We start from the raw sequence: 12367 nt of genomic DNA, 5'->3' as shown, positions 1-12367 counted from the left end.
CGGTCGATGATCAGGGGAATGTCTTGCGTCGGGCGACACGCGGGGTGTTCCTACCACCCCGATTTCCATCACTGACTTTGAAAAAGCCCTGGGACGGCGGCTGTGTATTCTTTTCAGCGGGAACATGGCGAGGAGGCTTTAGGGCCTGTGCCCTTCAGTGGGAGGATCCGGAGGGGCCTGTCCAGAGAATGGGCCGGAGGTGGGCTATGGCCGCGAGGAATGTGGGGCGAGCTATCTGCGCGATTCGTCTGCAGCCCGGGGTTGTGTGGGTCTAGCCGGGGCGCCCCACGCGTGCGAAGAGCCCGGTGGCTTCCTTAGGAGCCCGCCCGGGGCCGGCGGGAAGGGTATGCAGGCTGCCGATCTCCTGGAATTCGATCCCGGTCAGGCGGCCGGCCAGCTCGATCAGGGTCAGGCTGGCCAGATGATCTGAGCGGTGGATGATGAGGGGCAGCCCCTTGCGAGCGCTGGCGATGCAGGCGTCGCTGGCGTGGGGGATGGCCGCCTGCACCGGATGCCCCAGGATGTTGGCCAGCTCCGTGATGCTCATGCCGACGCCCGGTGTGCGGTTGACGAGCACGACGCGACACCGTTCCCCAGCCAGGCCGTGTTGCTCGGCGAGATCGATCAGAGTGCGCGTATTGCGGATGGAGATCGGATCGGTATCGGTGACGAGCACGACCGTCTCCGCCCGTGGCAACAGGGGATGGACGAAGAGGGCATCTGGTGCCAGATCCAGCAGGACGAACTGGGCGGAGTGTATCAGCCGTTCCAGCAGCGCCGTGGGGAACTCCTCGTCAGCCGTGGTGACCTCCGGGATGTCTTGGGATGCTGCCAGCAGGCGTAGCCCGCAGGCGTGGGCGGTCAGGGCGCTCTGGATATCGGTGGCGCTCGGGGTCCCGCATGTGGCCATGAGATCGCCCAGGGTGTGGCGAGGGCGCAGGCCCAGGAGCGATGCGGCGGACCCCAGGCCGCGTCGCAGCTCGGCCAGGACCACCCGCTGAGACTGGGCGATGGCCGCTCCTACGTTGATCGCGATGGTGGTGGTGCCGACGCCGCCTTTGGCGCCCAGGAAGGCGATGACGCGGCCGCGTGGCTCGCTGCCCGCCCTCTGCATCCGTGTCAGCACGGCCTCGACCCGTGCGACCAGCTCCATGGGATCGGCCGGCTTCGGTACGTAGTCGTCGGCTCCCATGCGCAGGCCCTTGACACGATCCTGCACGCTGCCTTTGGCCGAGAGGATGATGACGGGGATGTGGGTCAGGACGGGATCGGAGCGCAGGCGCTTGAGCACCTCGTAGCCGTCCATGCCGGGCATCATGATATCGAGGAGGATAAGGTCCGGTGCCACGCTGGCCGCCTGTGCCAGGGCCTCTTCTCCGTTGTCGGCCGTTGCTACCTGAAATCCTGCTTTCGTCAGAATCAAAGCCAGAAGCTTCTGTACATCTGGCTCGTCATCCACCACGAGGATCGTGTGTGCCATAAAGGCTACCTCATTCCTTCGTTCCTCCGGCGAATGCCGGAATCAGCCCTTCCGATGCCGTGCGGTTCCACGGCGGCGCGGGGGAGAGCAAAGTACTCCGTTATAGGGCCTGTGCGCATCCATAAACATCGAAATCCCAGATGAAGGCGGGAAGCGCCGTCGCTCTCCGCGATGAAGCGGTGAAAGATGATGATCCTGATTAACATTGTACTATATGCGAGGGGCGTTGGGCGTGCGGAACGGCGGGGAAAGGGTAGGATAAAGGACCTATCTTTCGTGATCGATGCAGGAGGGGAGAAAAAGTGGCGGGATCGAAGGCGAAAATGCGGGGGAGCGGGCGGGTCATGCCCGACGATCGTTCATCAGGTGAGCAGGGAGGGCTCATCCTGGCGTCGGCCTCGCCTCGGCGCCGGGAGCTGTTGGCGGCGCTGGGGTTGACGTTCCAGTGCGTGTCCACCGATATCGATGAATCCGGGAGGGCTGGAGAGACGCCTGAGGAGTTGGTCTGTCGCCTCAGCCGGGAGAAGGCCCTCGCCGTGGCTCGCGAGTTCCCCACGGCCACGGTCATCGGGGCGGATACGATCGTGGTGCTCGATGGCGTCGTGTTGGGGAAGCCGGAGACGCCGGAGGGGGCGGTGGACATGTTGCGTCGTCTGCGGGACCGCGCGCATGAGGTGCTCACCGCCGTCACCGTGTGCCGGGGGAGGGATCGCGCGGTGCAACGACTGAACCGGAGCCGCGTCTGGATGAGGGGATATACCGATGAGGAGATCGCCGCCTACGTGGCGAGCGGGGATCCGCTGGATAAGGCGGGGGCTTACGCGATCCAACACCCGGGATTCCGTCCGGTCGCCCGGTGGGAGGGATGTTACGCGAGCATCATGGGGTTTCCGTTAGGGGATGTGGCAGCGCTCCTCGAACAGGTGGGGTGGGCGATCTCCCGAGATGTGGCGGAGGTGTGTCGCGCTGTGACAGGGGAGCGCTGTTGCCAGGCAGGGGAGACTGAATAGCCCGCCTCTCGCCGCCTTGCGATGGCGGAACCCCTTGTTTCGTGATGTGCTTTTGTGATATGATAGAGTCAGAACAGGAGGAGATCCTCAGATACCTGTCGGTGGGTTTTCAGGCACATTTTTAAAGAGGGGGATTAGCCTCTCGCTGTGGAGAGGTGTTCGGGTGGAAGATTCCTATGCCACGAGGTGCGCGATGAGCTCAGGAGGTGGGCGATGAAGGCAGTCGTGATGGCCGGCGGCGAAGGGTCCCGGCTGCGTCCGTTGACCATTGGTCGCCCTAAGCCGATGGTGACCGTGGCCAATAAGCCGGTGATGGCGCATATCCTCGATTTGTTAAAGCGCCATGGCATCACAGAGGTGGTGGTGACCGTCCAGTACCTCGCCGACATGATCCAGGATTTTTTCGGCAACGGTCACAGCCTGGGGATGGAGATCGAGTACGCCGTTGAGGAGATGCCTCTGGGCACCGCGGGGAGTGTGAAGAACGCCGAGGTGTTCCTCTCTCGCGATGAGCCGTTCCTCATCATCAGCGGGGACGCTCTGACCGATTTCAACCTGGAGGAGATCATCTCCTTTCATCAGGATCGCGGGGCGATCGCCACGTTGACGCTGTACCGGGTGCCAAATCCCCTGGAGTACGGCGTGATCATCACGGACGCGGACGGCCGGATCACGCAGTTTCAGGAGAAACCCAGCTGGGGAGAGGTGATCTCCGACACGGTGAACACGGGCATCTATGTGATCCAGCCGGAGGTGCTGGACATGATCGAGCCCGGCAAGTCCGTGGACTGGAGCAAGGACATCTTCCCGCAGCTTCTGGAGAGCGGCGCTCCCTTGTATGGCTATGTGGCCTCCGGCTATTGGTGTGATATCGGCAACGTGCAGGAGTACATGCGGGCCACCTTCGATCTCTTGTCTGGGAAGGTGAACCTGGAGCCGCTGGGCAAGCACATCGGCGGCGATATCTGGGTGGGGGACAACGTGGAGATCGCCCCCGACGCGCACCTGTATGGGCCGATCTATCTGGGGCATGAGGTGAAGATCAAGGGGGGCGTGGTGATCCATGGCCCCGCCGTGGTTCGCGACCACACCGTGGTGGATAATCGGGCCTATCTGGATCGGGTGATCATCTGGCGTAATTGCTACATCGGCGAGGCCGCCGAGCTGCGGGGGGCGATCATCGGCCGCCAGTGCAGCCTGAAGGCCAAAACGGTCGTGTTTGAAGGGGCGGTCATCGGGGATAACAACATCATCGGCGAGGGCGCCGTCATTCATCCCAACGTCAAGCTCTGGCCGAGCAAGGAGATCGACCCGGGCGCGACCGTGCGGTCCAGCATCATCTGGGGATCGCGAGGTCGGCGTCAGCTCTTCGGGCGTTTCGGCGTGACCGGCGTGGTCAACGTGGACCTGACCCCGGAGTTCGCGGCCAAACTGGGGGCCGCGTTCGCGGCGACGTTGCCCAAGGGCGCGTACGTGACCATCAATCGGGATCCGCACCGGAGCCCGCGCATGCTGAAGCGGGCGATCATCTCCGGCCTGCCGTCGGGCGGCGCCAACGTCTGGGACCTGCGCAACCTGCCCATCCCGGTAGCCCGATACTACACGCGCGTGTCCGAGGCGGCCGGCGGGGTGCACGTCCGCCTCTCGCCGTTCGATCAGCGCGTGGTGGACATCCGCTTCTTTGCCGCCGATGGCCTCAACCTGAGCAAGGACGCGGAACGCAACATCGAGCGGGTCTTCTTCCGGGAGGACTTCCGCCGCGCCTACATGGATGATATCGGGCTGATCGCCTACGCGCCGGACGCGGTCGAGCGCTACATTGAAGGGTTTATGGCGGCGATCGACAGCGACGCGATCCGATCAGCGGGGCTTCGGGTCGTCGTCGACTATGCCCACGCGCCCAACTCCGAGGTGCTGCCGGAGATTCTGGACCGGCTCGCCGTTGATGTGATCCCCTTGAACGCCCGGGTGGATCCGAACCGGATGGCGCTCCTGCCTGAGGAGTTCGATGAGCAGTTGCGCCAGCTGGCCACCATCACCGGGGCGTTGGGGACCGATCTGGGGGTTCGCCTGGACGTCGGCGGGGAGAAGATCTTCGTGGCCGACGACAGCGGACGGGTCCTGGAGCCCCAGGTCGTCGCGGTGGCGGTGGCGGAGCTGACGTTGCGGATGGAGCCGGGTGCCACCATCGCCGTGCCCGTGGATCTCTCCAGCGTCTTCGACCAGATCGCGGCGATTCACGGGGGGCGCGTGTGCCGCACCAAGGTGGACGTACAGGCCCTCATGTCGGCGTGCGCGAACGGCGATGTGGCGATGGCCGCGGATGGCTCTGGGAATTTCACGTTCCCGCGGTTCCAGCCGGCCATCGACGGGCTGATGGCGATGGTGAAGCTGTTGGAGATGTTGGCCATACAGCGAGTTCGCCTGTCGGAACTGGTGGACGAGCTGCCGCCTTTCCACATCGCCAAAGGCCGGGTGAGCTGCCCGTGGGAGGCGAAGGGCACGGTGATGCGCCTGCTCAACGAGCAGTACAAGAACGTCACGGCGGAGCGGCTGGACGGCATCAAGATCTTCCTCAGCGAGCGGGAGTGGGTGCTCGTGCGGCCAGATCCGGATCAGCCCCTCTTCCATATCACCGCCGAGGCGTCCTCCGAACAGCAGGCTCAGGATCTTGTGGAGAAGTATCGTCACATCGTGGAGGGATTGCAGGAGTAACGGCGTTCCCCGAGGATCTCGCGGGCGGGGCGTGCATGCGCCCCGCCTTTCTCTGTCCATGAGGGGGTGTGGCCCGTTGTATTGGCGGATCGGCGGCTGGACGATTCAGGGATATAGCCTCTTCCTGTGGCTGGGGGCGCTCGTGGGGCTGGGGTGGACGGCCTGGCGTCTGCGGCCCAGGGCCGTTCGGGATCTGGATCGCCTCTTGCTCCTGGTCACAGTGGGTGTGGTGGGGGCCCGGGCGGCGCATGTATGGGCGAATTGGGCCTACTTCCGGGAGCATCTGTCGGAGGCCGTGCGGCCGGACGCGACCGGCCTGTCCTTCCACGGGGGGATACTGGGCGGGATGATCGCCCTGGCGTGGTGGGCGTGGCGCCGGGGGGCGGTGGACGCGCTGCGGCTGGGGGACCTCCTGGCCCCGCCTTTGGCACTGGCCTGCGCCTTCGGCTGGGCGGGCGCGTGGGTTTCCGGCGTCGCCTACGGCCTTCCGGGTGATCCGATGCGGAACTCCCTCCTGGTGTATCGGCCCGACATCTTCGGGCAGGTCGCGTGGCGATGGCCCACGCAGGCGTTCGGGGTGGCGCTGAGCCTGATCGTCCTGGGGGCGCTGCTGGCGCTGCGAGGGCGCGTCCCACGGCCGGGCGGAATGCTGGGTGTTTATTTTGTGTTGTACGGTCTGGGCGACTGGGGGATTCAGTTCCTGCGCGGCGACGAGACGGTGGTATGGTGGGGATGGCGCATCGCGCAGTGGGCGGATCTTCTTCTCATGCTGATCGGCTTCTCTTTGATCTTGTGGGGGGCTCGGGCCCGGCGGGTGGGGTAGTCCGATCCCCGGGTTCTCCACGTCAACCCAGCGGTAAGCGATGCCTCTGCCTGTCGCTCTCTCTCCTCAGCGGATCCGATGGTAAGGGGTAAGGGATTCCAAGGCTTTGTCGTCTATGTGGATAAGGATGGGAGTGCGACCCCGGTCGGCTCCCTGGTCCCAGAAGAGGTCCCCCATCGTTTCCGCAATGATGTTTAAGGAGAAGAGAGCTCATGAGAGGCCGTACGTATGTGGCACTATCCGCTTTGTTGATCGCGCTGATCGCCGGCGTCGCCCTGGCCGGGCCCTCCGATGCGACGGCTAAGGGGAGCAAGCGACTCATCTATGAGGTCGAAGCCACCAACGCCCGCCTGGTTCGGGAGGTTACCGGCGATGTAGTGGCCTATGTGGACGGCGTACCTGCCGAGCCCGTGGATTCATTCGCCTGGGATGGCGATGGGGTGACGCCGATTCGGGGCCGCGTGGAACTCAAGGTGGATCCCGTTGCGAACACGGGAAAGCTCAAGGCGAAGTGGACCGATAAGTACGGGGAATGGAAGCTCACCCAGAAGCTCTTCGTCCCGCCGCCCCATCCGACCGGCTTGAGGGTGGGGCCCTCGGCCTCCGACACGGAGTTCGTGACGGGAGACCCGGTCACCACCAACGTATACCTGCATGGCGATACCACGGCCGGCGGCCCGGTCCTGCCGACGGTTTTCAACCACCTCGCCACCTGGGGGCCGGCCGAGGTCACCCTGAACGGAAGGCCCTTTGAGAATCCGTTCGACGGTCCCACCCCGCTTTGGCTTGCCCACACTATGACGACCGTGGGGGTGCGCGGCGATGATGGGACGGTGCGCACGGTGGATGGGGGGATCTTCAACCCCATGGTCACCCCGGCGAATGGTGTGGTCGATAACGACCGCCTGGAGTTCCATCTGGTGTTCCACGACGCTCCAGGTCCCGGGATGACGGACAACTTCCCGCCGCCCCTGGCCTTCTTCTACCATCTCACCTTCACGGATGTGGAGATGGAGATCAAGTACTCTGACTGAGGCCCCGAGGTCGGTTTCCCGTTGGGGTTTCGCTTGAGGAACGGACGGCCCTCTGCGTGCAGGGGGCCGTCTGTCTATGGGGAGCCCCTCTCCGCGGAAAACATCTCCTCAGGGTATACGATCCGATCAACCGTGGCTTTGCGGAGAATCACCGGGCCGATTATAATGGGTGGCATGAGCGCTCATTCGACACCTCCACACGTGACCGTTGGGTTCGGACAGCTTCGCCCGCGGCTGGGGGACGTGGATGCGAACCTGGATCGTCACCTGGAGTTCATCGCTCAGGCGCGCGATCTGGGGGTTGATCTCCTGGTCTTCCCCGAGCTCTCGCTCACCGGCTATTTTTTGAAGGACCTGGTCCCGGTGGTGGCCCGGCCGGCGGATACCGCCGATCCGGTGTTGGGGAGGCTGGCCGAGGAGAGTCGCGACATGGACCTGGTGGTGGGGTTCATCGAACGGGATCAGCGGTATCGGTTCTTCGTCGCGACCGCCTATCTCTCCGCCGGGCATATCGTGCATGTGCATCGCAAGCTGTACCTGCCGACTTACAGCATGTTTGATGAGGGGCGTTACCTGGCCGCTGGAAGGGACATCGGCTCTTTTGAGACGCGATTCGGCCGGGTGGGCGTGCTCATTTGCGAGGATTTCTGGCACATCTCGCCGCCTTACCTGTTGTGGCTGGATGGCGCCGACCTGATGATCCACGTCTCGTCGAGCCCGGGGCGGGGGCTGAGCGATCCGGGCGATGGCCGGCTGAGCAGCATGCGCTTTGTGGAGGATCTGAACCGGGTGTACGCGGCCGTGTTCACCTCCTTCGTCGTCCACGTCAACCGGGTGGGCTTCGAGGACGGCGTGAACTTTTGGGGCGGATCGTTCTGCGTCGGACCGGCTGGCGAGCTGCTGGGGAAGGCGCCTTACTTCGAGGAGTCCCTGGCCACGGCCCAGCTGGATCTGGCGGAGTTGCGGCGGGTTCGGTCTCGCCTTCCGCTGCTGCGCGATGAGCGGGCGGAGTTGACCGCGCGCGTTCTGCAGCGCATCCTCAGCCGTTCTAAGCCCGGTTAGGAGGGGGCGGCTTCTGACGTGGAAATGGACCGCCTGATGTTGGAGACGGCCGTTCACCTGGCGCGGGAGGCGGGGCGGATCGCACGAGGGGCGCTTGCCTTCTCGTTGCCCGTCTCCTGGAAAGGGCGGCATGATCTGGTGACGGAGACGGACCTAGCCGCGCAACGGGTGATCGTGCGAGGGCTGCGTGAGCGCTTCCCGCATCATGCCATCCTGGCCGAGGAGGGGGAGGCCGGGGAGGTCGGCGGGGCCGAGTGGCAGTGGATCATCGATCCATTAGATGGCACCACGAACTACGCTCGGGGAATGCCCAGCTACTGCGTGAGCATCGCGCTGCAGCATTGGGGGGAATCCTTTATCGGCGTCGTATATGATCCTGTGCGGGATCACCTCTTTCACGCCCGCCGCGGCGAGGGAGCCTGGTTAAACGGGCGGCGTCTGCGGGTGAGTCGGACGGAGGGTCTGGCCGAGGCGATCGTGGGATACGATTGGCCGCGAGGGGATCGCGGGCGACGGGTGCTGACGGGGATGATCGATCGTCTGTCCTGGGACGTGATCGCCATCCGCTCCATGGGGGCGGCCGCGTTGGGGCTCTGCTATGTGGCGGCCGGGTGGTATGACGCCTATATGAACCCCGAATTGCGCATCTGGGACATCGCGGCGGGGTTCTTACTGGTGGAGGAGGCTGGGGGCGCGACGGAGGCCTGGGAAGAGCCCGCCTTGGGGCCCGTGGTGCGGGCGTGCCTGGCCAGCAATGGACGGCTCCAGGGCGCTTTACGTGATACATACATGGGCCTGCGGCGCGACATTGGGTTGGCGGGCTAGGGATTCGCATATCATGGACGGCCGGGTGGGATCGGGAATCGTCTGGAGTGCGTGTTATCGCGTAGTCATTCCGTCGGGGTTTGGCTATTGACAGCTTCCGTCAGGGCAGCGTATAATGGGCATGGCTTGTATCTGTCCCTGATCGGGCGAGCCTCGGTGGGGAAGGCCTCTTGCCCTCGCGTGAGAACGGCTGTATGTGGCGCCGGTGGTCGGGTGAAATGGGGGCATGGGATCGGTCCTGTCATTCCATATCTGTGGGCTCGTCTCTCTCCCGGTTCTCCTGTCTACCTTCTCCTCAGTGGCATCGTGTTGGAGGAAGGTCGATCGGCGGAGGCCATAGGGCCGCTGGCGTGACCATCTGCGTCTTATTCAGTGGGACATGGGGGCGTGGTAGCTGAGCATGGTTGAGGGGAAACCCATGATGATCCCGCCAGCGGGCCCGCAATCGCGCGTACATATGCCCCGCTTTGGGTTATCGATATGGATCGCCGCATACGCCTGGGCGCTGCACCATGGGAGGGAAGTGGTATGCTGGGCAACCTCAGCCCATTTGCTTTGATCCTGATCGGCTTTATCATCGGCTGGATTGTGGAGTGGGGGATTGACCTCTGGTTGCGCCAACGGAGGACGGACGCTCGCGTCATGGAGCTGGAGGAGGTCCTGCGAGAGAAGGATGCCCGACTGGTCGAGGCGCAGGAGCGAGCGCGTGCGGCGGAGACTCGCCTGGAGGAGCTGGAGGCCGAGTTGCGGGAGGAAGAAGCTCCCCCACCGCTTCCCAGCTTTGAGGAGACCCCGGGCATGGTGCCGCCGTTGGGCGTGGAGACGATCACCAGCGAGGTCACGATGCCGGAGGCCGAGGTCGAGACACCCGGCATCGAGCGAGAGGTCCCGTCGGTGCCCTCGCCTGTGGAGCAGGGGGATGATCTGGCCAGCATCCCGGGATTGGGTCCTGCTTACGCGCGTCTCCTCAAGGAGTCGGGCGTCTTGACCTACGAGGATCTGGCCCGCCTGGACGAGACTGATGTGCGCGCTCTGATCCGGGCGCGACCCTCCTGGACCGGGGTGAACGTGGGCGAGTGGATCGCCGAGGCGCGCCGGCGGGCGGGACTGGAGGAGGTGGAGGCGCCTCGGGAGGAACCGCAGGCCCGGGAGGAGCCCCCCGCGAAGCCGGATCGGCCTCCTGAAGCTCAGGAGCCCCCTTCGGTTGAGTCGGTGATTCGCGATGACCTGACGAAGATCCGGGGCATCGGCCGCGTGTACGCTGGCAAGCTTTATGCCGCGGGCATCTACTCCTTCGCGGATCTGGCCGCCCTGAGCGAGGAGCAACTGCGAGCGATCATCCAGCCCAAAGAGTGGCAGAACATCGATGTGAACAGTTGGATCGAACAAGCCCGAACGTTGGCCGCACAGGAGTAGGGCGAGCATGAGCGATCAGCCGATCTCGGTTTGGGAACGCTGGCCGGACGCGTGGCGTTTGGTGGGGTTGATATTATCTTCCGTGATCCTGGCCATCGTGCTGGTCTTGCGCGGGCCTGCGCCGGTGCCCGTCGTGGAGCCGACGCCCTCTACTCCTGTCGCCGTGTCGCCGGGGACCAGTCCTCTATCGCCGCCACCGGTGACCCCGCCGAGCGCTCCGCAGATCGTCGCGCCCCGCCCGGACGAGATCAAAGCCGGCGCCCCGATCATCATCGAGGGCACCGCGTCCCCCGGTGAGCGGGTTCGCGTCTATGATGGTCCCGCGGTTCTCGGCGAGGCGCAGAGCGACGAGCAGGGGCGTTGGCGGCTCGAGGTGGGGCGCGTGTGGACGGAAGGCCCCCATGAACTGAAGGTGGTGGGGCTGAATGAGGCCGGCGAGGAGGTCGTCGCGTCGGAGCCGATCGCCCTGTTCGTCCCGGCGGTAGAGGGGGCGACGCCGACGTCGGCGCCGACGCCGCAGGCGGGCGGTGAGACGCCCACGGTGCCTCCTACGCCCACCGTGCCTGGCGTTCGGGTGGAGCCACGCCGCCCGAGCCTGCGGATGCACGTCAGCATTGATGAGCCGCAGCCGGGGCAGAAGATGCAGGATGTTCCCCAGGTGACGGGGGTGGCGCCGGCCGGGGCGATCGTCCGAGTGTATGAGATTCAGCGACTGGTCGGGCAGACTGTGGCTGAGGCGGATGGCGCGTGGCGGCTGGAGACGACGGGCAAGTTCCCGGCGGGAGATCATCTGATCTGGGCGGAAGCGCTGGCGGAGGACGGTACCCTGTTGGGGATCTCCCGGTCGATCTTCTTCACCGTTTCTTCGAGCCCTGCCCCTTCCCTGGAGCTGCCGGCGTCGGGGACGAGAACCCGTGAGACGCGCCCGTCCCTCTCGGGGACGGGGGAGCCCGGCGCCGTCGTGCGGATCTACGCGGATACGCGGCCCATCGCGGAGGCGGCCGTGGACGAGAGCGGGCGATGGAAGGCTCGCCCGGAGGAGCCCTTGTCTCCCGGGCGGCATATCATCCGGGCGGTGGTGGTGGATGAGGCGGGGCGCCCCAAGGCCGAGTCACAGCCGGTCGGCATCGTGGTGGTGGGGCCGACCAAGGTCCTTCCGCTCACCGGCGGTGAGCATCCGGAGCCCACGCCTGCGGCCGTGATGGATCCCTGAATCGCCCTTTGTGCGTTCGGCTCCCTGCAGGGCCGTTGCTCTGATGGGGGTTTTACGGTGGTACAGCCCTGCTGTGTCGCCGTAAAACCCCCATTTTTCTGGTCCTTCCTGGCGTAAAGCAGGCGATTCATGGATCGTTCTACCTGACGCGGCGGGGGCGCGTGGCCGTGCGCTGCGAGGGGGAGGTGTCCCTTGCGGCTTCCCATAGCGGGCTTCGCCGGGAGGCGATGCACCACCGGTGGGCGAATATTTGACACGGAGCACCGGTCAGCGTATACTTGTTAATCGCTGTGGATGAGAGCCGCAGGTTTGACCCACGGCCGGAATATGAGGTATAATGCGGGCGCGCCGACGTAGCTCAATCGGCAGAGCGCCCGCCTTGTAAGCGGGTGGTTGCCGGTTCGATTCCGGCCGTCGGCTCTCGTGAGAAGCATGGGCAGGTACCCAAGTGGACAAAGGGGGCTGACTGTAAATCAGCTGGCTGACGCCTTCGGAGGTTCGAATCCTTCCCTGCCCACTCGTTCAGTTCAGGCCACGTCATAGTGGCCTGAACCTTGTGTGCCCACGTAGCTCAGGCGGTAGAGCACACCCTTGGTAAGGGTGTGGTCATGGGTTCAAGTCCCATCGTGGGCTCCATTACGCGGAAGACCCGATATAGTCACCTGTGGTGACCGGATAACGCTAGAGGAGGTATATCTGATGGCCAAGCCGGTATTTGAGCGGACGAAGCCGCACGTGAATGTGGGGACGATTGGCCATATTGATCATGGGAAGACGACGCTGACGGCG

The 12367-nt window shown here is 64.8% G+C and carries 10 protein-coding genes and 3 tRNA genes; 12 read left to right on the top strand and 1 reads right to left on the bottom strand.

Translation table 11 applies throughout. The features are described from left to right. Positions 1–271: 271 nt before the first annotated feature. Positions 272–1480 (bottom strand): response regulator, encoded by a 1209-nt coding sequence (locus GXP39_12595; GenBank protein ID NOZ28873.1) that lies wholly within the window; start codon positions 1478–1480, stop codon positions 272–274. A 344-nt stretch (positions 1481–1824) separates the two neighbouring features. On the opposite strand from GXP39_12595, the gene maf reads away from it, so the two are divergent. From maf to GXP39_12535, 12 genes are all read left to right on the top strand, one after another. Next, complete coding sequence (gene maf, locus GXP39_12590) at positions 1825–2490, top strand: septum formation protein Maf (GenBank protein ID NOZ28872.1); 666 nt, start codon at positions 1825–1827, stop codon at positions 2488–2490. A gap of 213 nt (positions 2491–2703) precedes the next feature. After that, complete coding sequence (locus GXP39_12585) at positions 2704–5205, top strand: NTP transferase domain-containing protein (protein ID NOZ28871.1); 2502 nt, start codon at positions 2704–2706, stop codon at positions 5203–5205. A 76-nt stretch (positions 5206–5281) separates the two neighbouring features. After that, complete coding sequence (locus GXP39_12580; protein NOZ28870.1) at positions 5282–6028, top strand: prolipoprotein diacylglyceryl transferase; 747 nt, start codon at positions 5282–5284, stop codon at positions 6026–6028. Positions 6029–6240: 212 nt separating this feature from the next. Then, complete coding sequence (locus GXP39_12575) at positions 6241–7062, top strand: hypothetical protein (GenBank protein ID NOZ28869.1); 822 nt, start codon at positions 6241–6243, stop codon at positions 7060–7062. Between the two features lie 174 nt (positions 7063–7236). Then, a complete protein-coding gene (locus GXP39_12570; protein ID NOZ28868.1) occupies positions 7237–8124 on the top strand; it encodes a carbon-nitrogen hydrolase in 888 nt (295 codons plus the stop codon). Positions 8125–8142: 18 nt separating this feature from the next. Then, positions 8143–8949 carry an inositol monophosphatase gene (locus tag GXP39_12565; GenBank protein NOZ28867.1) on the top strand — a complete coding sequence of 269 codons (807 nt, stop codon included), beginning with the start codon at positions 8143–8145 and terminating at the stop codon, positions 8947–8949. Positions 8950–9477: 528 nt separating this feature from the next. Continuing rightward, a complete protein-coding gene (locus tag GXP39_12560; GenBank protein ID NOZ28866.1) occupies positions 9478–10365 on the top strand; it encodes a hypothetical protein in 888 nt (295 codons plus the stop codon). 7 nt (positions 10366–10372) lie between these two features. Then, positions 10373–11578, top strand: a complete 1206-nt coding sequence (locus tag GXP39_12555; GenBank protein NOZ28865.1) for a hypothetical protein — start codon at positions 10373–10375, stop codon at positions 11576–11578. A 347-nt stretch (positions 11579–11925) separates the two neighbouring features. Then, positions 11926–11998, top strand: a tRNA-Thr gene (locus GXP39_12550). Between the two features lie 14 nt (positions 11999–12012). After that, positions 12013–12095, top strand: a tRNA-Tyr gene (locus tag GXP39_12545). Between the two features lie 43 nt (positions 12096–12138). After that, positions 12139–12214 (top strand) — tRNA-Thr (locus GXP39_12540). A gap of 63 nt (positions 12215–12277) precedes the next feature. Then, positions 12278–12367: hypothetical protein (locus tag GXP39_12535; protein NOZ28864.1), on the top strand; the 90-nt coding region annotated here is incomplete at its 3' end.

Source organism: Chloroflexota bacterium, assembly GCA_013152435.1.
Lineage (GTDB): Bacteria > Chloroflexota > Anaerolineae > DUEN01 > DUEN01 > DUEN01.
The sequence above is the reverse complement of the archived record's forward strand: the minus strand, read 5'-3'. Positions and strand labels throughout refer to the sequence as shown.